The following is a 20,341-nucleotide window of genomic DNA, read 5'->3' as shown; positions in this document are numbered from 1 at the left end:
GCGCCGCCTATGGTTGGTCCCGGAGGTCTGGCCAATCCCTTGACATGGGCGCGCGGATTGGTCAGGCCAGCGGCAACAAACAGCCTATAGAGGTAGCTCGATGAAGATCGTCTCGGCCAAGGTTATCGTAACCTGCCCCGGCCGCAATTTCGTGACGCTGAAGATCCACACCGATCAGGGCGTCTACGGCATCGGCGACGGCACGCTCAACGGTCGCGAACTGGCGGTGGTCTCCTATCTTGAAGACCATGTCATTCCCTGCCTGATCGGCATGGACCCGCGGCGGATCGAGGATATCTGGCAGTATCTCTATCGCGGTGCCTATTGGCGCCGCGGCCCGGTGACGATGCGCGCGATCGCCGCGGTCGACATGGCGCTGTGGGACATCAAGGGCAAGATGGCCGGCATGCCGGTCTACCAGCTGCTCGGCGGCCGCAGCCGCGATGGCGTGATGGTCTACGGACACGCGAACGGCGCCGATATCGAGCAGACCGTCGACGCGGTCGGCAAATATATCGACCTCGGCTACAAGGCGATCCGAGCGCAGACGGGCGTTCCGGGCATCAAGGATGCGTACGGCGTCGGCCGCGGCACCATGTATTACGAGCCCGCCGACGCGGCTTTGCCCTCGGTCACCGGGTGGGATACGCGCAAGGCGCTCAACTATGTGCCCAAGCTGTTCGAAAAGCTGCGCGCGACCTATGGCTTCGACCATCACCTGCTGCACGACGGCCACCACCGCTACACGCCGCAGGAAGCCGCCAATCTCGGCAAGATGCTCGAGCCCTATCAGCTCTTCTGGCTGGAGGACGTGACCCCGGCCGAGAACCAGGAGGCGTTCAAGCTGATCCGCCAGCACACCGTCACCCCGCTGGCGGTGGGCGAGATCTTCAACACGATCTGGGACGCGAAGGACCTGATCCAGAACCAGCTGATCGACTATCTGCGCGCAACCGTGGTCGGTGCCGGTGGCCTGACCCATCTGCGTCGCCTCGCCGACCTCGCCAGCCTCTACCAGGTCCGCACCGGCTGCCATGGTGCGACCGATCTGTCGCCGGTAACGATGGGCTGCGCGCTCCACTTCGACACCTGGGTCCCGAACTTCGGCATCCAGGAATATATGCGCCATTCCGACGAGACCGATGCGGTGTTCCCGCACGATTACAGCTTCGACAAAGGCTATCTGTTCTGTGGCGAGGCACCGGGTCACGGCGTCGACATCGACGAGGAGCTGGCAGCCAAGTATCCGTACAAGCCGGCCTATCTGCCGGTCGCCCGCCTCGAAGACGGGACGATGTGGAACTGGTGATCCGGGCTGGGGCAGCGCTGCCGTCGCCCCGCCGTTTCGACTAAGAAAAAGGCGGCCGTGGAACCCCATGGCCGCCTTTTTTGATTGTGTGTGGGAAGGTTCAGTCTTTCCAGGCCCACCAGAGCTGGGCCGGCGGGATGTTCCACCATTCCATCTCGTGCTCGATATTGTCCCAGTGCGGAGTCAGGAAGTTCCGGACATTGGGGTTGTACTGGTAGACGAGGAAAGCGCCGCCGGGCCGAAGGATATCGCGCGTCGCCTTGGCAATTGCATCGCCGATGCCGTCGGGCAGGGTCGAGAAAGGCAGGCCCGAGGCGATATAGTCGGCCTGCTCGAAGCCGTTGTCGCGCACGATCTTCTGGACATCGGCCGCCGAGCCAAGCACCGCGACGAAGCGCGGATCTTCGATCGACTGGCGCAGATAGCGGATGAAATCAGGGTTGGTATCGATCACGATCAGCTTGCCGTCTGGCGCGAGGCGATCGAGGATCGGACGGCTAAAGGTGCCCACACCGGGGCCATATTCAACGAACAGCTTGGTGTTCGCCCAATCGACCTTGCTCAGCATGCGGCGAATCAGCCGTCCCGAAGACTGGGCAACCGCACCGACCATCACCGGACGCTTGAGGAACTGCTGCAGGAAGAACATCGTCGGCGAGGGCACACCGGCCGGGCGCGTGCGGCGGGCGCTCCGGCGTTTCGCGGTGGCGGTCGAAGGGGGCATGGGCTTCCTTAACGAAAATATGACGCTTCGGCGACATCGGTTGCGCAAAATCCGGCGGATATGCAAGCGACCGTCGTCGAAAAGCATCCCGATCCTGGCCAGGACAACAACGTCGCGGAGCCGCTTTGTTGCCCTGGATTTTTCCGAAGCGCAGGAGTGTCTAGGAAATCGGCGACCGCAAGCGTACATCTGCCGACATGACATCGCTCGACAAGCCTCCAGTCGGTACCTCGACGGTGAAGTGGCGTTTCCCCGATATCCATCCCGAAGGCCGCAAATATGTGCTGATCGCCGCCGCGGTTGCGCTGTTGAGCCTGTGGGTGTGGGACGTCCTCACCTGGCCGCTGCTGTTCCTGACGCTCGGCATCGCCGCCTTTTTTCGCGACCCCGTCCGCGTCACGCCGGTGGAGGAGGGGGTGCTCGTCGCGCCCGCCGACGGCCTTGTCACGATGATCCAGCGCGTGCCGCTGCCCCCGGAACTCGCCGGTCCGCACGCGCTCGGCGCTGCGCCGATGGTGCGGGTCTCGATCTTCATGAGCATGTTCGACGTGCATGTGAACCGCACGCCGATTACCGGCACGATCCGTCACGTCATCTACATTTCGGGCAAGTTCATGAACGCCGACCTCGACAAGGCGAGCGACGAGAATGAACGTCAGCATATGGTGGTCGAGGATCGCGACGGGCTGCGGATCGGCTTCACCCAGATAGCAGGGCTCGTCGCGCGTCGCATCGTTGCCTTCGCCAAGCCGGGCGACATGGTCGTCGCGGGCCAGCGCATCGGCCTGATCCGCTTCGGCAGCCGCGTCGATGTCTTCCTTCCCGAAGAATATGGCGCGCAGGTGATCCTTGGCCAGCGGACCATCGCCGGCGAAACGGTTATCGCACGTCGCGGCATCACGAACGTCGCCGGGGTAGCACAATGAGCGACCGTCGCCCGCGCAGCGGGCGCGGGTTGGGGCGCAGGCCGGCATTGCCGCGCGGCATCCCGCTTCGCGCAGTGCTCCCCAACGCCGTCACCGCGCTCGCGCTGTGCGCCGGTCTCACCGGCATCCGCTTTGCCATTCTGGGCAATTGGGAAGCCTCGGTGCTGATGGTGCTTGCCGCCGCCGTGCTCGACGGGATCGACGGACGCATCGCCCGCCTGGTGCGCGCCGAGAGCCGCTTCGGCGCCGAACTCGACAGCCTGTCCGACGCAATCTCGTTCGGCGTCGCACCCGCGCTGATTCTATACCTTTGGTCGCTCCAGGCGCTCGGGCGGTTCGGCTGGCTGGTCGCGCTGCTCCATGCCCTGTTTTGCGCGCTAAGGCTGGCGCGCTTCAACGCGCAGATCGATCTTGCCGAGCAGCCGCACAAGTCGGCAGGGTTCCTCACCGGCGTTCCGGCGCCGGCCGGCGCGGCGCTGGCGCTCACGCCCGTCTATCTCTGGCTGTGGACCGGCGAGGCGATCACGCGCGCGCCGGTCATCATCGCCGTGTGGACAGTGCTGATCGCGATCCTGATGGTTTCCAGCGTCGCGACCTTCGGCCCGAAGATTCGGCTGCGCCAGAACGTCCGCTTCGAAGCGATCGCGGTGCTGGTCGCCCTCGCCGCGGCGCTGGTTTCGGCGCCTTGGACGACGCTGGCGATCGTGGCGATCGCCTATCTTGCCAGCATCCCGTTCAGCGTGCGTTCCTACCGCCGGATCAGGCGGCTGCGCGCTGCGGGTGGTGGGGACGCGGCATCCGCGCCGGGACCGATCGCACCCTGACGCGCGACAGGCGCGGCGACGGGGCGGGAAGCGCTACCGGCCGCGCCATGCCGAACAATTCGGCGAAGCGATGCAGCTGCGGATGAATGCTCGTGTAGAGCGTCCAGATGGCGGCCGTGAAAGCCGACCCGAACAGAAAAAAGACAGCGAATCCAGTCATTACCCGGCTCCTGATCTTCAACGCCGATCCCAGGGGAACCCAAGAACCTCGAACCGCCGAGACTCCTGCCTGTTCCATCAATCGCGTTCTGATCGCTGTATGTTCCATTCTTGTTCCGCCGTCAAGCGATGTTCCGATAATGTTCCAGCTTGTGTTGGGCTGCGCAATCAACTAAGCGGCCCGCCTCAACCCCGCATGGGAAGCATCATAACCCGGTGTTCGGAGCGATTCCGAATTCCCGCTTCCCAGAGGACCAACCGGAAGGAGTTATCCCTATGGCGGCACCCGTCGTCACCATGCAGCAGCTGCTCGAATCGGGCGCGCACTTCGGTCACCAGACCCATCGCTGGAACCCGAAGATGAAGCCCTACATCTTCGGTGATCGCAACGGCGTTCACATCATCGACCTGTCGCAGACCGTTCCGCTGTTCGCCCGCGCGCTCGAGTTCGTCAGCTCGACCGTCGCCGCCGGCGGCAAGGTGCTGTTCGTCGGCACCAAGCGCCAGGCACAGGAGCCGATTGCCGAGGCAGCGCGTCGTGCGGGCCAGCACTTCGTCAACCACCGCTGGCTGGGCGGCATGCTCACCAACTGGAAGACCATCAGCAACTCGATCAAGCGCCTCAAGACGCTCGAAGAGCAGCTGTCGGGCGACACGCACGGCCTCACCAAGAAGGAAGTGCTGCAGCTCACCCGTGAGCGCGACAAGCTCGAGCTGTCGCTCGGCGGCATCCGCGACATGGGCGGCATCCCCGACATCATGTTCGTGATCGACGCGAACAAGGAAGAGCTGGCGATCAAGGAAGCCAACACGCTTGGCATCCCCGTCGTCGCTGTGCTCGACTCGAACGTCTCGCCGGACGGCATCGCGTTTCCGGTCCCGGGCAACGACGACGCCAGCCGCGCCATCCGCCTGTACTGCGAAGCCATCGCCATCGCCGCGACCCGTGGCGGCCGCGAGGCTCTGATGCAGCAGGGCTATGACTTCGGTGCTGCCGAGCAGCCGCCGGTCGAGGAAGCCGTCGAAGGCTGATCGCCCGCGTCATCGAACCGTAATCGGGGCGGGGCAGGGCACACGCACTGCTCCGCCCGACTTTTAACTGAGGAATAGAGACATGGCCGAGATCACTGCAGCCGCCGTCAAGGAACTCCGCGAAAAGAGCGGCGCCGGCATGATGGATTGCAAGAAGGCGCTCTCCGAGACCAACGGTGACATGGAAGCCGCTGCCGATTGGCTGCGCGCCAAGGGCCTCGCCGCCGCCGCCAAGAAGTCGAGCCGCACCGCTGCCGAGGGCCTTGTCGGCCTGGCGGTTGCCGGCACCAAGGGTGTCGCGGTCGAGGTGAACTCGCAGACCGACTTCGTCGCCAAGAACGAGATCTTCCAGAACTTCGTCCGCGAAGCCACGTCGCTCGCGCTCGAGACCGGTGATGACGTCGCCGCGCTGAAGGCTGCGAAGATGGAGTCGGGCCAGACCGTCGACGAGGCGCTGACCGCCAACATCGCCACCATCGGCGAGAACCAGGTGCTGCGTCGCGCCAAGAAGGTCGAAGTCGCCAAGGGCGCGGTGATCCCGTACGTCCACAATGCGGCGGCCCCGGGCCTCGGCAAGATCGGCGTGCTCGTCGCGCTCGAATCGGAAGCCGGTGTTGACGTGCTCGAGCCGCTCGGCAAGCAGCTGGCGATGCACATCGCCGCCGCCTTCCCGCTGGCGCTCGACGAAAGCGGCCTGGATCAGGACGTGCTCGCCCGCGAACGTGCGATCGCTGCCGAAAAGGCTTCCGAGAGCGGCAAGCCCGCCGAGATCATCGAGAAGATGGTCGATGGCGCGGTCAAGAAGTTCGCCAAGGAGAATGCCCTGCTCAGCCAGCTGTTCGTGATGGACGGCAAGACCCCGGTCTCGGACGTCATCGCCAAGGCGGCGAAGGACTCGGGTTCGGCGATCGTGCTGAAGGACTATGTCCGCTTCCAGCTCGGCGAAGGCATCGAGAAGGAAGAGAGCGACTTCGCTGCCGAAGTGGCTGCGACCGCCGGTCTCACCAAGTAATCAGGCGCGCCGGGCGGGGCCGTTTCGACGGCCTTTCCCCGGCATCCACGCTTGTTCGCGCGGCGCGGCTCCTCTAGGGTCCGCGCCGCTTCGCTGTCCGCTTCTCAAGATTTCAGGAACCCCATGACCGCTCCGACCATCCGCCGCATCCTTCTCAAGCTGTCGGGGGAGGTCCTGATGGGCCAGGGTCAGTTCGGCATCGATCCCGAGACCTGCGAGCGCGTCGCACTCGAGGTGAAGGAAGCCAAGGAAAGCGGCCTCGAAATCTGCATGACCGTCGGCGGCGGCAACATCTTCCGCGGCATCGCCGGTGCAGCCCAGGGCTTCGACCGCGCCAGCGCCGATTACATGGGCATGCTCGCCACCGTGATGAACGCGCTCGCGATGCAGAACGCGCTCGAGAAGGTCGGCGTCGAGACCCGCGTCCAGTCCGCCATCCCGATGGCCAGCGTGTGCGAGCCCTATATTCGCCGCCGCGCCGAGCGGCATATGGAGAAGGGCCGCGTCGTGCTGTTCGCGGCGGGCACCGGCCTGCCGTTCTTCACCACCGACACCACCGCCGCGCTGCGCGCCGCTGAGATGAAGTGCGACGCGCTGTTCAAGGGTACCTCGGTCGACGGCGTGTACGACGCCGATCCCAAAAAGGTGCCGACCGCCAAGCGCTACGAGACGCTGAGCTATGACCGCGTCCTCGCCGACAATCTGAAGGTGATGGACGCCTCCGCCGTCGCCCTGTGCCGCGACAACCATATCCCGATCGTGGTGTTCAACATCCGCGGCGAGGGCAATCTCGCCTCGGTGCTCCGGGGCGAGGGGACTTCCACCATCGTCCAGGACGCGGACGCCGCGTAACCTCCTGTACCCAAGCTTCAAGGAACGCCGAACATGGCCGCATATGACAAGGCAGACCTCGAGCGCCGCATGGCCGGCGCCGTGGAATCACTCAAGCACGATCTGACCGGTCTCCGCACTGGCCGCGCCTCGACCACGCTGCTCGATCCGGTAACCGTCGAGGTCTATGGCTCGCACATGCCGATCACCCAGGTGGCGACCGTCTCGGCACCCGAGCCGCGCATGCTGTCGGTGCAGGTGTGGGACAAGTCGAACGTCGGCCCCGTCGACAAGGCGATCCGCTCGGCCGGCCTCGGCCTCAACCCGATCGTCGACGGCCAGACGCTGCGCCTGCCGATCCCCGACCTGACCGAGGAGCGCCGCAAGGAGCTCGCCAAGCTCGCCAACCAGTACGCCGAAAAGGCCCGCATCGCCGCGCGCAACGTGCGCCGCGACGGCATGGACAGCCTGAAGACCGACGAGAAGAAGGGCGTGTTCGGCGAGGACGAGCGCAAGCGCCACGAGACCGAAGTTCAGAAGATCACCGACGCGACGATCGCCGATATCGACGCGGCGGCCGCGGCCAAGGAAAAGGAAATCCTGAACAAGTGATCCGCCCCGGAGCTCCTGGTGCGGCCGAAAGGGCAGGGCGCGGTGGCCGTTAAGCTGGCCTCCGCTTCGGGCGGCGGAACCCCGCCGCCCCGCCATGTCGCGATCATCATGGACGGCAACGGGCGCTGGGCGAAGAAGCGCCTGCTCCCGCGTGTCGCTGGCCATCGCCAGGGGGTGGAAGCCGTGCGCCGCGTCGCGCGGGCGGCGCGCACGCTCGGCATCGAGGTGCTGACGCTCTACGCCTTCTCGTCCGAGAACTGGCGGCGGCCCGAAGAAGAGGTCGGCGCGCTAATGGGCTTGCTGCGGCAGTTCCTCGAGCGCGAACTGGACGAGATCGTCTCGGATGGGGTCAAGCTCCGCGTGATCGGCGATTGGCGCCAGCTTTCGCCCGATCTGGTGGCGATGATCGACGCCGCCATCGCACGCACCGCGGGCAATACCGGACCGACCTTGGTGCTCGCGCTCAACTATGGCGCGCAGGCGGAATTGCTTGCGGCTGCCCGGCGGCTGGCCGAGCAGGCGCGCAATGGCATGCTGGATCCCGGCGCAATCGACGAGACGCGGTTCGAGAGCGAGTTGGAAACGGCGGGCCTGCCGCCGCTGGATCTGATGATCCGCACCTCGGGCGAACAGCGGCTTTCCAATTTCTTGTTGTGGCAGGCGGCCTATGCCGAGCTGCTGTTCGTCGACACGCTGTGGCCCGATTTCGACGAGCGTGCGCTGGCCGATGCGCTGGCCCAGTTCGGGCGGCGCCAGCGGCGCTTCGGGGGCCTGTGAGCAAAAATTCCGATCTTCCGAAACGTGCTGTCGTCGGGCTCGCGCTGGTCGGGCTCGCGCTCGCCGCTTTGTGGGCAGGCGGCTGGGGCTTCTGGCTGGTCATCACCGTGGCAGCGGTGCTGATGATCGGCGAATGGGCAACCTTGGCCGGTGACGAGGGCAGGCGCCGTTTAACGCAATATGTGATGACGGTGCCGCTGGCGATCCTGAGCCCGGCGGCCGCCGGCCCCGGGTTCCTGGCGTTTGGCCTGATCTTCGGGGCGTTCTTCTTCGTCGCGATCGTCAGCCGCAACGGCAAGCTCGCTGCGGGGCAGGTCTATGTCGGGCTGCCGGTGCTCGCGCTGCTGCTGCTTCGTGACCATCCCCAGGGTTTCGCCGCGACGCTGTGGTCGATGGCGATCGTCTGGTTGTGCGACAGCGGCGCCTATTTCGCCGGTCGCGCGATCGGCGGCCCCAAGCTCGCGCCGGCGATCAGCCCGAACAAGACCTGGGCGGGGCTGATCGGCGGGCTGATTGCCGCGACCCTGTTTTCCGCCGCCTTCGTGGCGATCGCCCCGGGCAGTGCGATCGGGTGGTGGCTGGTGGCAGTATCGCCGGTGGTAGCCCTCGCGTCGCAGATCGGCGATTTGTACGAGAGCCATCTGAAGCGCGTCGCGGGCGTCAAGGATTCGAGCAATCTGCTGCCCGGCCATGGCGGCATTCTCGATCGTCTCGACGGGCTGGTCTTCGCAGCCCCGGTTGCGGCTTTGTTTTTTGCGATCCATCATCAGGTGGTTGTGGGAGGATACTGGTGGTGAAGCGCGTCACGGTGTTGGGGGCGACCGGTTCGGTCGGCACCTCTACGCTGGATCTGATCGAACGAAATCCGCACGCCTTCGAAGTCGTGGCGCTGACCGCCAATTGCGATGTCGAGAAGCTCGCCGCGGCGGCGATCCGCACCCGCGCGCGCTGCGCCGTGGTCGCCGACGAAACCTGCCTGCCGGCGCTGCAGGAACGGCTGGCCGGCAGCGGCGTCGAGGCGATGGGCGGGGCGCATTCGGTATGCGACGTTGCCCGGATGGGCGCCGACTGGACGATGGCGGCGATCGTCGGCAGCGCGGGCCTCAAGCCGGTGATGGCGGCGCTGGAAGCCGGCGGCACGGTCGCGCTCGCCAACAAGGAGTCGCTCGTTTCGGCGGGCGAGGTGATGATGGCGGCGGCCCGGGCCTATGGCGCCACGCTGCTGCCGGTCGATTCGGAGCACAATGCCGTGTTCCAGTGCCTCGATCGCACCGCACCCAAGGGGGTTCGCCGGATCATCCTCACCGCCAGCGGCGGGCCGTTCCGATCGACGCCCAAGGCGGCGATGCGCGAGATCACCCCGGCGCAGGCGGTGGCGCACCCCAACTGGTCGATGGGCGCCAAGATCTCGGTCGACTCGGCGACGATGATGAACAAGGGGCTCGAGCTGATCGAGGCCTTCCACCTGTTCCCGGTCGCTGCGGATCAACTCGCGGTGCTGGTCCACGCCCAGTCGGTCGTCCATTCGATGGTGGAATATGTCGACGGTTCGGTGCTGGCCCAGCTCGGCACGCCCGACATGCGGACGCCGATCGCCTTTGCACTGGCTTGGCCCGAGCGGATGGAGACGCCGTGCCCGCCGCTCGACCTTGCCGCGGTGGGCAAGCTCGAGTTCGAAAATCCCGATCTCGATCGCTTCCCGGCGCTCGCGCTCGCGATGGAGGCATTGAAGGCGGGCGGGGCACGTCCGGCGATCCTCAACGCCGCCAACGAAGTCGCTGTCGCGGCCTTTCTCGCCGGGCGGATCGGATTTCTTGAAATTGCCGCAATCTCTGCCGATACGCTGTCGCGCTATGACCCGGCCGCGCCGGAAACGCTCGACGCCGTGCTGGCGATCGATGCGGAGGCGCGGCTTTATGCGGCTGAGCGAGTGAAGGACTGCGTCGATTGATCCAATCCCCCGGCATCCTGCTCACCATTCTGGCGTTCGCGCTGGTGATCGGGCCGCTCGTGTTCCTGCACGAGCTGGGACATTATCTGGCGGGCCGCATCTTCGGGGTGAAGGCCGAGGAATTCTCGATCGGCTTCGGGCGTGAGATCGCCGGCATCACGGATCGTCGCGGCACGCGCTGGAAGTTCAGCCTGTTGCCGCTGGGCGGCTATGTCCGCTTCGCGGGCGACATGAACCCGGCGAGCCAGGCATCGCCCGAATGGCTGCAGCTGCCGGCGAGCGAGCGCGCCAAGACCTTCCAGGCCAAGCCGCTGTGGCAGCGCGCGATCATCGTCGCGGCGGGCCCGATCATGAACTTCGTGATCGCGGTCGTCATCCTTTCGACCTTCGCCTTCATGTTCGGCGAGAACCGCACGCCGTCGGTGATCGGCACGGTGATCCAGGGCAGCGCTGCCGCCAAGGCCGGCCTGCAATCCGGCGACCGCATCACCGGCCTTGGTGGCCGCGCGGTCGAAACCTATGCCGATATGGTGCAATTCACCCAGCTGCGGCCGAACGAGCCGGTGCGGGTCGATTTTGTCCGCGGCGGTGCAGCGCGCAGCGTCGATGCGGTGATCGGCACGCGGCTGGAGCGCGATCGCTTCGGCAACGAGTTCAAGATCGGCCAGCTCGGCATCGGCGCGGCAGGTTCTACCCAGGTGCCGGTGGGGCTGCTCGAAGCGCCGCTGGTCGGCCTGCGCACCACTGCCGACATCGTTCGCATGACGGTGGATGGGCTGGGCCAGATCATCACCGGCCGTCGCTCGGTTGCCGAGCTGGGCGGGCCGCTCAAGATCGCCCAGGTATCGGGCGAACGTCTTTCCATGGGGCCGATCGAGTTCGCGTTTCTGATCGCGCTCGTCTCCATTAATCTGGGATTCATCAACCTGTTGCCAGTTCCGGTACTGGATGGTGGTCATCTCCTGTTCTACGCCGTCGAGGCGGTCCGCCGGCGCCCGGTGGAGCCGCAGGTGATGGAATGGGCGTTCCGGGGCGGCATGCTCGCAATTCTCGCGCTGATGCTGTTCGTGACGCTCAACGATCTGGGCGCTTTCGGTGTGTGGAGACATCTGGCCGGCTTGATCGGTTGAGGGGGTTCGTGCAGGGCGGCAATATGCCGCGCGCGTTCCGGCAATATTTGGATTCCGACTGGGGTGGGATGGTGACTGCGATCAAGGCAAGCAATTTGGGCGCGCGGGCGACGGCTACGCTATTGGCAGGGACGATCCTGTCGGGCGTGGTAGCGCCGGCAGAGGCGCAGACCGCGGCAAAGCCCGCGGCGGCCCCGGCGGCGCAAGCCCAGGCGACGCCCGCCCCGGTAGCCCCGGCGGTGGTGCGCACGATCAAGTCGCTGCGGGTGGAAGGCTCGCAGCGCATCGAGCCGGAGACGGTGCTTAGCTATACGCGACTGCGCGTCGGCGACAGCTACACCAACGAGACGATCGACCAGGCGATCAAGGACCTGCTCGCCTCCGAACTGCTCGCCGACGTGGCGATCGAGGGGGTCGAGGACGGCAATCTCGTGCTCCGCATCCGCGAGAACCCGGTGATCAACCGCGTCGTGTTCGAGGGCAATAAGCGCCTCAAGCAGGACAAGATCGACAAGGAGATCAAGCTCAGGCCGCGTCAGATCTTTACGCGCACCGCGGTGCGTGCGGACATCGCGCGGATCATCGAGCTGTATCGCCGCCAGGGCCGATTCGCTGCGCGCGTCGAACCGAAGATGGTCAGCCTCGACCAGAATCGCGTCGACGTGATCTTCGAGATCCACGAGGGCGCGAAGTCCAAGGTCCGCCAGATCAACATCATCGGCAACGAGGTGTTCGGCGACAAGAAGCTGCGCGCGCAGATGGCGACCAAGGTCGCCAGCCTGTCGCACTTCCTCAGCTCGAACACGTCGTACGATCAGGATCGCCTGGCCTATGACCAGCAGAAGCTGCGCCAGTTCTACCTGACCGAAGGCTATGCCGATTTCCGCGTGATCTCGGCGGTGGCCGAGCTGACGCCGGACAAGAAGGACTTCATCATCACCTACGTGGTGGAAGAAGGCCCGCGCTACAAATTCGGTCCCGTGACGGTGAACAGCGCGATCCGCGACTTCGACGACAAGAAGCTTGCCGCGGCGCTGCCGATCAAGGAAGGCCAGTGGTATAACGCCAAGGCCGTCGAGGACACGGTCGAGCAGCTGAGCGAGACCGCCGGCCTGTTCGGCTATGCCTTTGCCGACGTCCGCCCCGACTTCCAGCGCAACAAGGATGCGCTGACGATGTCGATGAACTTCCACATCGGCGAGGCGAACCGCACCTATATCGAGCGCGTCGACATCACCGGCAACCGCCAGACGCAGGACAAGGTGATCCGCCGCGAAATGCGCGTGGCCGAGGGCGACGCCTTCAACACCTTCCTGGTCAAGCGCTCGCAGGACCGCATCAACAGCCTGGGCTATTTCCAGGACAAGTTCGAGATCGAGCGCAAGGAAGGCTCGGCGCCCGATCGCATCGTGCTGGCTGCCAACGTCGAAGAGAAGCCCAATGGCGAACTGACGCTGTCCGCCGGCTTCTCGAGCCTGGAGCGCTTCATCCTCCAGGCGTCGATCCGCCAGCGCAACTTCCGTGGCATGGGTCAGACGGCGAGCATCTCGGCCGACTATTCGAGCTATTCGAAGTCGGTGGAACTCGGCTTCACCGAGCCCTATCTGTTCGACAGCAACATCGCGCTGGGTGCTACGATCTTCCGCCGCGACTATAACAGCTTCAACTTCGGCCTGAACAACACCCGCAACACCACCTACAAGCAGGTGTCGACGGGCTTCCAGCTGGTGGCAGGCCTGCCGCTGACCGAATATTGGACGCTGTCGGCGCGCTACTATCTCGCCAAGGACGACGTCACGCTTGATCAGTCGACCTTCTACACCGACGGCAAGTGCGACCCGTTCCTGGCCGGCCGCTATTATTGCGAAGCCGTGGGCAATCGTCTGACCTCGCTGGTCGGCCTGTCGCTGATATATGACAGCCTGAACAGCCGTCTGCGCCCGACGCGCGGTCAGCGCGTCTCGATGGGGGTCGACGTTGCCGGTCTCGGCGGCGACGTGCGCTATGTGCGTGGCCGCATCGACGGCGCGAAATACTGGGGCCTGGGCAGCGGTTTCGTCTTCTCGCTCACCGGCGAGGGCGGCGCGATCAAGAGCCTCGACGGCAGCGAAGTCCGGATCACCGATCGCTTCTATCTCGGCGAGCCGCAGTTTCGCGGTTTCGACATCCGCGGTGTCGGCCCGCGCGTGCAGCGCTACCAATATACCGGCGATCCCGCGCTGGGCACCCAGGCGCTCATCACGACCCGGGATCAGGTCGTCGACGACGCGCTGGGCGGCAAGGCCTATTATCTCACCAAAGCGGAGCTCGAGCTTCCGCTGGGCTCCGGCGCGGCAGAACTGGGCCTGCGTCCCTCGGTCTATGTGCAGATGGGCTCGCTGTTCTCGATCCGCCGGCCGCAGACCAACAATTATTTCCCGGCCTATATCGATCCCAAGACGGGCCTACCCGGGGTCAACGCCGACGGGTCGCCGTCGGTGACGCCGCGGCCGTTGAACGACACCGCGGGCAACCCGCTGTACACGGTGACGACGGGCGCGCTGCAAGGCAGCTACACGACCTGCACGATCGGCTATGCCGCCGCCGCGGGCCAGCCTTGCGTCGGCACGTCGATCAACACGCGCGCGCTCAATCAGAGCGGTCTGTTCTACGAGCAGTATCGCGGCAGCACCGCGTCGCCGCGCATCTCCGTGGGCTTCGGCGTGAACTGGAATTCGCCTTTCGGCCCGTTGCGTATCGACGTCGCCAAGGCGCTGGTCAGCCAGCCGGGCGATGACAAGAAGCTTGTTACTTTCAACGTAGGGACTCAGTTCTAATGATGAAGAACCGTGTATTCGCGGCGGCGCTTGCCGCCTCCGCGGCGATGGCCGTCGCTGCGCCGGCGTCGGCGCAGGTCGCCGGCATCGCCACCATCAGCACGATCGAGGCGATCACCCGCGCCAAGGCGTTCACCACTGCCGAGACGCAGCTGGACACGACCTACAAGCCGGTGCGCGACCAGATCCAGGCGCGCCAGACCAAATTCCAGACCGACGCGCGTTCGCTGATCGCGACGATCGACACCAACAAGGACGGTCAGGTTTCGGAAGCCGAGGAGCAGGCTGCAGCCGCGCGCAAGGACCCGAACTACACCCAGCTCATGACCCTGCAGAACCAGGCGAACGAGGAAATCCAGAAGCTGCAGATGCCGTCGATCCTGGCGGAGCTGTTTGCGTTCGAGAAGATCCTGGCGCTCTATGACGCGGCGCAGATCTCGGTCGTCAATGCGCGCAAGGTCAACGTGATCCTGCAGCCGGAAGCGATCGTCTACGCCCCCGAAGCGGTGGACATCACCGACGCCGTCGTCGCCGAGCTCGACAAGACGCCGACCGTGGCGATCACCCCGCCGGCCAACTGGCAGCCGCAGCAGCGGACCGTGCAGTTCCAGCAGCAGGTCAACGAGCTGAAGCGTCGCGCCTATCAGATCAATGCCGCCCGTGCGCAGCAGCAACAACAGCAGGGTGCCGCCGCAGCACCGGGCGCAGCCCGTCCGGCGACCGCGCCTGCGACCCGGCCGGCCAAGCCCGAGCCGCGGTGAGCACGGGCGAGCAGGGGGGCAGCAACATCGGTCCGCTCGATATCGGGCGGGTGATGGCTGCGCTGCCCCACCGCTTTCCGATGCTGCTGGTCGACCGCGTTGAGGAACTGATCCTCGACCGGTCGATCGTCGCGGTGAAAGCGGTGACGATCAACGAGTCGTTCTTCCAGGGCCATTTCCCCGGGCGCCCGATCATGCCGGGCGTGCTCACCGTCGAGGCGCTTGCCCAGGCAGCGGGCGTGCTGGCAGTCGAGTCGCTCGGGCTCGCCGGCTCGGGCAAGCTCGTCTACTTCATGGCGATCGACAATGTGAAGTTCCGCAAGCCGGTGGAGCCGGGCGTGTTGCTCAAGCTCCATGTCGAGTTCGTGCAGAAGCGCTCGCGCGTCTGCAAGTTCGCCGGCAAGGCGCTGATCGACGGCGAACTGGCGGCCGAATGCGAATTCACCGCGATGATCGCCGATCCGCCCAGCGCGTGAGCGAAGCCGGAGCCGGACCATGGACGCACTGACCTGGTTCGGCCTGTTCGCGGTGACGGCGATGCTGGTCACCTATGCGCTGGAGGCGCGCTCGAGCTGGTGGGTGCTCGGCTTTGCCGGCGCCTGCCTGCTCGGCTCGGCCTATGGCTTCCTCCAGGGGGCCTGGCCGTTCGGACTGGTCGAGGCGATCTGGTCGCTCGTCGCGCTCCGCCGCTGGTGGGGCATGCGGCAATGAGGTTGCGTTGGCGCACGCGCTTTGCTAGGCGCGCGCGTCCGCTGCCGGTCGGAAACCGGCGGCTTTTTTCAAGGAATTCGATGTGAAGCAGAACACCCACCCCGATTACCACATGATCAAGGTGCAGATGACCGACGGCACCGTGTACGAGACGCGCTCCACCTGGGGCAAGGAAGGCGATCTCATGCAGCTCGAGATCGATCCGCTCGCGCACCCGGCCTGGACCGGCGGTCGCGGTCAGCTGCTCGACCAGGGTGGCCAGGTCGCGCGCTTCAACAAGCGCTTCGGCGGCCTCACGCTCGGCAAGAAGTAAGGCGCTCGCGCCGGGCGGCGTCGCCCGGCGCCAAGCTTCAACAGAGGCTCCCGCGTGCGATGGCGCGCCGGGAGCCTCTTTCGTTTTCGCCGTCTGCTGGTTGGTACCTCGTCGGCATGCGGCGGCGCCCATTCAGCGCCAAGCGCGCGCGATGATTCCTTTGTGATCAGTGCGTCTGCGGTTCGCAAATCAGGCAATTGGGCGGTGGTGCCCGCGGATCGCGTTGGCTCGGCGACTGCGTACGGCAACGTACCCAGTCTTGCATGCGTCCCGTCTGAGGCCAGGCCAGGATGGAAGCCGCCGCACCGTGCGAGAGCGCGGAAGCCACCCGGTTGTGGCGGAGAGAGTGGGATTCGAACCCACGGTGAGCTTGCACCCACGGCGGTTTTCAAGACCGCTGCCTTAAACCACTCGGCCATCTCTCCGCGCGGCGATAGCGCCTAGTCCCACTTGCTCCGCGGATCAATCCATTCGTCGCAATACCGCGTTCACGGGGATGTCACATTCGAGTCGCGGCGCCCCAAGCCACAAAGATCGTAAACGCGGAGGGGCGTGCCGTCCCGATCCGGGACTTGGTCCCCGTTCGGGACCAGCGGAGCGTTGCGCGGGACGTACCGATGTATAGGTCAGGAGGGGCTTACAGCAATCGTTTCGACTCCAGCGAAAACAGAGGGTTCATGATCACCAAGCTTCTCCCGGCGCTCGGCGCCATCGCCGCCGTTGCTTCTTTCTCGGCCCCGGCGCAGGCCGCGACGGTCGTCACCACCAACTACACCGGCGCGAACATGAACATCGTTCCGGGCGCTGACGGCACCTACTCGGCCAACTTCGGCAAGTCGGGCATCGTCAAGGGCAACTTCCAGCACATCTACACCTTCACCCTGCCGGCTTACCTGACGGGCAGCGCTTCGATCACCACCAGCGCGGTGAAGCTCAAGGCAGCCAACGATCTGGACCTGTTCTCGGTCGTGTTCAACGGCATCGCACTCACCGGCACCTATGGTGGGCTGAACGAAGCGGTGTTCGTTAACGACGTGCCGATCGTTGCCGGCAAGCCGAACACCATTGTCATCAATGGCATGTCGCGCGGCAATGGCTCGTACGGCGCCCAGGCGACCTTCGCCCCGGTTCCCGAGCCCGCCAGCTGGGCGATGATGATCGGCGGCTTTGCGTTCGTCGGTGGCGCACTGCGCCGTCGCCAGAGCGTCCGCGTCGCGTTCGCCTGAACTACGCCTGCTGCACCTTCTAGGGTGCGCTGGATCGAAGGACACCGGTTGCGCAACGCGCGGCCGGTGTTTTTCTTTTGGTCGCCGTCGACCGCTGCTTTCGTCGTATCGAAGCGCCGCGCGGGGTTTCTGTGCGCGCGTGGCTGTGCAACAGCCGGTGCATGTCGCGTATCCGCTCGTATCTCGCCGGAATTGCCGGTCTCGCCACCGCCCTCGTCATGCCGACAAGCCCTGCGCTGGCGCAGGACGAGGCGGGCTTCCAAAGCTATCTCCAGACTCTTGCCGCGCAGGCGGCCGCCGCGGGCGTAAGCCGCCGCGCGATCGATGCGGTGATCCCGACGCTCACCTACAATGCCCGTGTGGTCGAGCTGGACCGCCAGCAGCCGGAGAGCAGCCCCAATGCGCCCGTGCCTGCCTTCGCGCCGTACCGTGCCCGCCATGTCGATGCCGATCGCATCACCCGCGGCCGGGCTGCCTATCTGCGCGCGCGGGGTCGGCTGTCGGCGATCGAGCGCGAGACCGGCGTGCCCGAATCGATCATGGTGGCAATCTGGGGTCACGAGACGAGTTACGGCCGGGTGATGGGCGGGTTCGACCTGCCGCGCGCGCTGGCCAGCCTCGCCTATGAAGGACGGCGCCGGGCACTGTTCGTCGACGAGTTCATCGCCACGCTCAAGATGATCGATCGCGGCGTGCCGCGCGATAAGCTGGTCGGCAGCTGGGCAGGCGCGTTCGGCGGGCCCCAATTCCTGCCCAGCGTCTATCTGCGCCTCGCCCGCGACGGTGACGGCGACGGTGTGGCGGACATCTGGAACAGCGACGCGGACACGCTGGCCTCGATCGGCAATTATTTCGTGAACGCGGGATGGCGGGCGGGGGTGCCCTGGGGTTTTGCGGTCTCGGTGCCCGCATCGCTGGATCGCCGTCTGATCGCCAACCGCACCAACAGTCCGCGCTGCCCGCGCGTGCACGGTCGCCAGAGCCAATGGAAGACGATGGCCGAATGGCGCGCGCTCGGCGTCGTGCCGCAGGCGCGGGCTTGGCCGGGCGACGACGTGCTGGCGACGCTGCTCGAGCCAGACGGGCAGGGTGCCACCGCCTATCTGCTCACCGGCAATTACCGCGTGATCCTCGACTATAATTGCTCGAATTTTTACGCTTTGTCGGTAGGCCTGCTTGCCGATGCAGTGGAACGCTAGACCGATCACGCTTGCCCTTGCGCTGCTTGCAGCGACGAGCGCCCATGCACAGGATGCAGACCCGACCGTGTCCGCGAACGGACCGCACGGTACGTCCGGCCTGCAGCCGGGCGATGGCCGATATGACGCGGTGGGCTATGCCGCGGTCCGATCGCTCGGCGCTGCCGCGCTGGCGGTGAGCCCGGCCCTGCCGGTCGAAAGCTATGCCGAGGTGACTGCGCTCGACAATGGCCGCACGATCCTAGTCCGGATTACCGAGACCAGTGCGGTCCCCGGTGCGATCGCGGTGATCTCCGAAGGCGCGGCGCGCCAGCTCGGCGTTCCCGTCGAGCAGCCCGTGGCAGTCCGCATCCGTGCGGTACGACCGTCTTCCGAAGACCAGGCCGCGCTGCGCAGCGCGGGCGCCGCACAGCCGCGCATCGATTCGCCGCCCGCCTTGCTCCGTGCGCTGCGACTGCAGCTCCCGGCGGCAGACCCTGGCGAGCCCCTGCCGCCGCCTCCGCCTCCGCCATCGCAACTCGGTCCGATCGCCGACGTCATTCCGCATCCCGCCGCGAGCGTTGCGGCACCGGCGAAATCCCGGTCCGCCGCCAAGCCCCCCGCCCCGAAGCCCGCGCAGGGCCGCTATCTGGTGCAGGTGGCCGCACTTTCTTCGCCCGAACGCGCGCAGGCGCTTGCCCAAAAGCTACAGGGCTTCGTAAAGGCAGGGGGCGGGCTCTATCGTGTCCAGCTCGGCCCCTTCGCGACGGAGGCGGCGGCGGAGCGGGCGCGGGAAGGGGCCGTTCGGGCCGGGTTCGGAGATGCGCGCCGCACCATGGCCCGATAGGGGTCACCTTTTCGCGTTCTGGACCGATCATCATGAAGAAGCTCGCCGCCGCCTCGTTCCTGGCGCTCGCCATCGCCGCTCCGCTGCAGGCCGCCGGCCCGGATTTCCCGACGCCCGCACCGATCGCGTACATGGAGGACATGTCCTCGGGGGCGGTGCTGTTCGCCAAGGATGCCGATCGCCGCATGCCGCCGGCCTCGATGGCGAAGATGATGACGGTCTATGTCGCGTTCGACCTGATCAAGAAGGGCGAGCTCAAGCTCGACCAGAAGATCGAGGTCCGCCCCGAGACCTGGAAGAAGTGGCACTCGCAGGGCTCGACCATGTTCTTGGGCGTCGGCGAGCAGCCGACCGTGGCGGACCTGCTCAAGGGCATCGTCACGCTTTCGGGCAATGACGCCTGCGTCGTGCTGGCGGAAGGCATTGCCGGCACGGAGGAGGGCTTCGTCAACCTGATGAACGATCGGGCCAAGAAGATCGGCCTGACGAACAGCCATTTCGGCACGTCGAACGGCTGGCCCGATGAAGGCCGCACCTATGTGACCGCGCGCGACCTGGCGCATCTCGCCGCCGCGACGATCCGCGACTACCCCGATCTCTACAAGTCCTTCTATTCGCTGCCGAGCTTCACCTGGGGCAAGACGCTGGGTGCCGGTGCCGCGATCGAACAGGGCAATCGCGATCCGCTGCTCGGCAAGGTGCCCGGTGCCGACGGCCTCAAGACCGGCCACACCGAAGAGGCGGGCTATGGCTTCACCGGCTCGGCCGAGCAGAATGGCCGCCGTCTCGTGATGGTGCTCGCCGGGGTCAACAGCTACAGCGCTCGCGCCGACGAATCCGTCCGCTTCATGCGCTGGGGCTTCGCCGCCTGGAGCACCAAGCCGGTGGTCAAGAAGGACCGCACCGTCGGCACCGTCGACGTGCAGGGCGGCACCACCAACAAGGTGTCGGTCGTCGCACCCCGCGACCTCAACATCACGCTGCCTTCGGGCCTGAGCCCCAAGCTGGCCGGAAAGATCGTCTATCAGGGTCCGGTCAAGGCCGGCTTCAAGAAGGGCGACCATATCGCGGACCTGATCATCGAAGGCGAAGGCATGCCGCAGCAGGTGCTGCCGCTGGTCGCCGCCGAGGATGTCGGCCAGGCGGGCTTTTTCGGCCGCGCCTGGGCGGGGCTGATGTCGCTGCTCCATCTGGCCTGATCG

General features: G+C 66.0%; 21 protein-coding genes and 1 tRNA gene. 20 read left to right on the top strand and 2 right to left on the bottom strand.

Annotated features, from left to right (window positions below; genetic code table 11):
- The first annotated feature begins 100 nt into the window (after window positions 1-100).
- The gene (gene manD, locus RT655_RS02515; RefSeq protein ID WP_313534811.1) at window positions 101-1,309 is read left to right on the top strand and encodes a D-mannonate dehydratase ManD; all 1,209 of its coding nucleotides are present in this window, start codon (window positions 101-103) and stop codon (window positions 1,307-1,309) included.
- A gap of 100 nt (window positions 1,310-1,409) precedes the next feature.
- On the opposite strand, the gene RT655_RS02510 is transcribed toward manD, so the two are convergent.
- The gene (locus RT655_RS02510; RefSeq protein WP_313534810.1) at window positions 1,410-2,033 is read right to left on the bottom strand and encodes a methyltransferase domain-containing protein; all 624 of its coding nucleotides are present in this window, start codon (window positions 2,031-2,033) and stop codon (window positions 1,410-1,412) included.
- 197 nt (window positions 2,034-2,230) lie between these two features.
- Here RT655_RS02510 and RT655_RS02505 point away from each other — a divergent pair, with 197 nt between their 5' ends.
- The 15 genes from RT655_RS02505 to rpmE all read left to right on the top strand — a co-directional run bounded on the left by RT655_RS02505 (window position 2,231) and on the right by rpmE (window position 15,888).
- Window positions 2,231-2,959, top strand: coding sequence for a phosphatidylserine decarboxylase (locus RT655_RS02505; protein ID WP_313534809.1), 729 nt, complete (start codon window positions 2,231-2,233; stop codon window positions 2,957-2,959).
- Entirely contained in the window at window positions 2,956-3,783 is an 828-nt protein-coding gene (gene pssA / locus RT655_RS02500; RefSeq protein ID WP_313534808.1) for a CDP-diacylglycerol--serine O-phosphatidyltransferase, read from the top strand. The genes RT655_RS02505 and pssA overlap by 4 nt, the downstream gene beginning before the upstream one ends.
- Window positions 3,784-4,218: 435 nt before the next feature.
- Entirely contained in the window at window positions 4,219-4,974 is a 756-nt protein-coding gene (gene rpsB, locus RT655_RS02495) for a 30S ribosomal protein S2 (protein WP_019369395.1), read from the top strand.
- Between the two features lie 82 nt (window positions 4,975-5,056).
- Window positions 5,057-5,986 carry a translation elongation factor Ts gene (gene tsf / locus RT655_RS02490; protein WP_313534807.1) on the top strand — a complete coding sequence of 310 codons (930 nt, stop codon included), beginning with the start codon at window positions 5,057-5,059 and terminating at the stop codon, window positions 5,984-5,986.
- A 123-nt stretch (window positions 5,987-6,109) separates the two neighbouring features.
- The gene (gene pyrH / locus RT655_RS02485; protein WP_093292574.1) at window positions 6,110-6,838 is read left to right on the top strand and encodes a UMP kinase; all 729 of its coding nucleotides are present in this window, start codon (window positions 6,110-6,112) and stop codon (window positions 6,836-6,838) included.
- 33 nt (window positions 6,839-6,871) lie between these two features.
- Window positions 6,872-7,429, top strand: a complete 558-nt coding sequence (gene frr, locus RT655_RS02480) for a ribosome recycling factor (protein WP_313534805.1) — start codon at window positions 6,872-6,874, stop codon at window positions 7,427-7,429.
- Window positions 7,430-7,537: 108 nt separating this feature from the next.
- Window positions 7,538-8,206, top strand: coding sequence for a polyprenyl diphosphate synthase (gene uppS / locus RT655_RS02475; protein WP_409530255.1), 669 nt, complete (start codon window positions 7,538-7,540; stop codon window positions 8,204-8,206).
- Window positions 8,203-9,003, top strand: coding sequence for a phosphatidate cytidylyltransferase (locus tag RT655_RS02470; protein ID WP_313534802.1), 801 nt, complete (start codon window positions 8,203-8,205; stop codon window positions 9,001-9,003). Before uppS ends, RT655_RS02470 begins: the two co-directional genes overlap by 4 nt.
- Window positions 9,000-10,157 carry a 1-deoxy-D-xylulose-5-phosphate reductoisomerase gene (locus RT655_RS02465; RefSeq protein ID WP_313534801.1) on the top strand — a complete coding sequence of 386 codons (1,158 nt, stop codon included), beginning with the start codon at window positions 9,000-9,002 and terminating at the stop codon, window positions 10,155-10,157. Before RT655_RS02470 ends, RT655_RS02465 begins: the two co-directional genes overlap by 4 nt.
- Complete coding sequence (locus RT655_RS02460; protein ID WP_313534800.1) at window positions 10,154-11,287, top strand: M50 family metallopeptidase; 1,134 nt, start codon at window positions 10,154-10,156, stop codon at window positions 11,285-11,287. The genes RT655_RS02465 and RT655_RS02460 overlap by 4 nt, the downstream gene beginning before the upstream one ends.
- Before the next feature lie 68 nt (window positions 11,288-11,355).
- A complete protein-coding gene (gene bamA / locus RT655_RS02455; protein WP_313536885.1) occupies window positions 11,356-14,103 on the top strand; it encodes an outer membrane protein assembly factor BamA in 2,748 nt (915 codons plus the stop codon).
- Between the two features lie 2 nt (window positions 14,104-14,105).
- The gene (locus tag RT655_RS02450; protein ID WP_313534799.1) at window positions 14,106-14,864 is read left to right on the top strand and encodes an OmpH family outer membrane protein; all 759 of its coding nucleotides are present in this window, start codon (window positions 14,106-14,108) and stop codon (window positions 14,862-14,864) included.
- Window positions 14,861-15,340 carry a 3-hydroxyacyl-ACP dehydratase FabZ gene (fabZ, locus tag RT655_RS02445; protein WP_313534798.1) on the top strand — a complete coding sequence of 160 codons (480 nt, stop codon included), beginning with the start codon at window positions 14,861-14,863 and terminating at the stop codon, window positions 15,338-15,340. Before RT655_RS02450 ends, fabZ begins: the two co-directional genes overlap by 4 nt.
- A 19-nt stretch (window positions 15,341-15,359) precedes the next feature.
- On the top strand, window positions 15,360-15,575 hold the full coding sequence (locus RT655_RS02440) for a hypothetical protein (protein ID WP_313534797.1): 216 nt from the start codon (window positions 15,360-15,362) through the stop codon (window positions 15,573-15,575).
- A gap of 82 nt (window positions 15,576-15,657) precedes the next feature.
- The gene (gene rpmE, locus RT655_RS02435; RefSeq protein ID WP_064313046.1) at window positions 15,658-15,888 is read left to right on the top strand and encodes a 50S ribosomal protein L31; all 231 of its coding nucleotides are present in this window, start codon (window positions 15,658-15,660) and stop codon (window positions 15,886-15,888) included.
- Window positions 15,889-16,223: 335 nt separating this feature from the next.
- On the opposite strand, the gene RT655_RS02430 is transcribed toward rpmE, so the two are convergent.
- Window positions 16,224-16,313: transfer RNA gene (locus RT655_RS02430), tRNA-Ser, on the bottom strand.
- 252 nt (window positions 16,314-16,565) lie between these two features.
- Between RT655_RS02430 and RT655_RS02425 the strand changes: the two genes are divergently transcribed.
- The 4 genes from RT655_RS02425 (at window position 16,566) to RT655_RS02410 (ending at window position 20,338) form a co-directional block, all read left to right on the top strand.
- Entirely contained in the window at window positions 16,566-17,114 is a 549-nt protein-coding gene (locus RT655_RS02425) for an FxDxF family PEP-CTERM protein (RefSeq protein WP_313534796.1), read from the top strand.
- Between the two features lie 161 nt (window positions 17,115-17,275).
- Entirely contained in the window at window positions 17,276-18,313 is a 1,038-nt protein-coding gene (locus RT655_RS02420; RefSeq protein ID WP_409530231.1) for a lytic transglycosylase domain-containing protein, read from the top strand.
- Between the two features lie 67 nt (window positions 18,314-18,380).
- Window positions 18,381-19,139, top strand: a complete 759-nt coding sequence (locus RT655_RS02415; RefSeq protein WP_313534794.1) for an SPOR domain-containing protein — start codon at window positions 18,381-18,383, stop codon at window positions 19,137-19,139.
- Between the two features lie 32 nt (window positions 19,140-19,171).
- Window positions 19,172-20,338 (top strand): D-alanyl-D-alanine carboxypeptidase family protein, encoded by a 1,167-nt coding sequence (locus RT655_RS02410; protein WP_313534793.1) that lies wholly within the window; start codon window positions 19,172-19,174, stop codon window positions 20,336-20,338.
- The last annotated feature ends 3 nt before the right edge of the window (window positions 20,339-20,341 follow it).

Source organism: Sphingomonas sp. (assembly GCF_032114135.1).
In the GTDB taxonomy this organism is placed as follows: domain Bacteria; phylum Pseudomonadota; class Alphaproteobacteria; order Sphingomonadales; family Sphingomonadaceae; genus Sphingomonas.
Note: the sequence above shows the minus strand (reverse complement) of the source record. Positions and strands in the feature narration are given on the sequence as shown.

Bases quoted from the DNA above. Each gene is read 5' to 3' on its own strand.
- RT655_RS02440 (WP_313534797.1), top strand. From the start codon at position 15,360: ATGGACGCACTGACCTGGTTCGGCCTGTTCGCGGTGACGGCGATGCTG.
- RT655_RS02420 (WP_409530231.1), top strand. From the start codon at position 17,276: ATGTCGCGTATCCGCTCGTATCTCGCCGGAATTGCCGGTCTCGCCACC.
- RT655_RS02510 (WP_313534810.1), bottom strand. From the start codon at position 2,033: ATGCCCCCTTCGACCGCCACCGCGAAACGCCGGAGCGCCCGCCGCACG.
- frr (WP_313534805.1), top strand. From the start codon at position 6,872: ATGGCCGCATATGACAAGGCAGACCTCGAGCGCCGCATGGCCGGCGCC.
- RT655_RS02505 (WP_313534809.1), top strand. From the start codon at position 2,231: ATGACATCGCTCGACAAGCCTCCAGTCGGTACCTCGACGGTGAAGTGG.
- tsf (WP_313534807.1), top strand. From the start codon at position 5,057: ATGGCCGAGATCACTGCAGCCGCCGTCAAGGAACTCCGCGAAAAGAGC.
- RT655_RS02450 (WP_313534799.1), top strand. From the start codon at position 14,106: ATGAAGAACCGTGTATTCGCGGCGGCGCTTGCCGCCTCCGCGGCGATG.
- rpsB (WP_019369395.1), top strand. From the start codon at position 4,219: ATGGCGGCACCCGTCGTCACCATGCAGCAGCTGCTCGAATCGGGCGCG.
- RT655_RS02410 (WP_313534793.1), top strand. From the start codon at position 19,172: ATGAAGAAGCTCGCCGCCGCCTCGTTCCTGGCGCTCGCCATCGCCGCT.
- bamA (WP_313536885.1), top strand. From the start codon at position 11,356: ATGGTGACTGCGATCAAGGCAAGCAATTTGGGCGCGCGGGCGACGGCT.
- pssA (WP_313534808.1), top strand. From the start codon at position 2,956: ATGAGCGACCGTCGCCCGCGCAGCGGGCGCGGGTTGGGGCGCAGGCCG.
- RT655_RS02425 (WP_313534796.1), top strand. From the start codon at position 16,566: ATGATCACCAAGCTTCTCCCGGCGCTCGGCGCCATCGCCGCCGTTGCT.
- pyrH (WP_093292574.1), top strand. From the start codon at position 6,110: ATGACCGCTCCGACCATCCGCCGCATCCTTCTCAAGCTGTCGGGGGAG.
- uppS (WP_409530255.1), top strand. From the start codon at position 7,538: ATGGACGGCAACGGGCGCTGGGCGAAGAAGCGCCTGCTCCCGCGTGTC.
- manD (WP_313534811.1), top strand. From the start codon at position 101: ATGAAGATCGTCTCGGCCAAGGTTATCGTAACCTGCCCCGGCCGCAAT.